The 369-nt window shown below is 58.3% G+C and carries 1 pseudogene; it reads left to right on the top strand.

What is annotated here, in order from left to right:
- Nucleotides 1-369: pseudogene (locus tag ACTHUF_RS11450) on the top strand (hypothetical protein); the annotation flags it as partial.

The following is a 369-nucleotide window of genomic DNA, read 5'->3' as shown; positions in this document are numbered from 1 at the left end:
GCAACATCGTTACCACCGTGTCCGACAACCAGATTGACTTCAAACTGGCCAAAGACATCACCGTCGACAGCGTCACCGCAGGCGACAGCAAACTGAATTCAGACGGCCTCACCATCAGCGGCGGCCCAAGTGTGACCAAGTCCGGCATTAATGCCGCCGGCAACAAGATTACCAATGTAGCCGCCGGTACCGATGACGCCGACGCCGTCAACTACAGCCAGCTGAAACAGCAAAGCGCCGCCGCCCGTACCGAAGTTGCCGCCGGTACCAACATCAAAGACGTGGTGAAAACCGTCGGCGCCAACGGCCAAGACGTTTACACCGTCAACGCCAAAGGCACGACCGCGAGCGCAGGTTCGAACAAAGTGA

It is taken from the genome of Neisseria sp. P0024.S006, assembly GCF_051956595.1.
Classification (GTDB): domain Bacteria; phylum Pseudomonadota; class Gammaproteobacteria; order Burkholderiales; family Neisseriaceae; genus Neisseria.
This window is presented reverse-complemented; position numbering and strand designations above follow the sequence as displayed.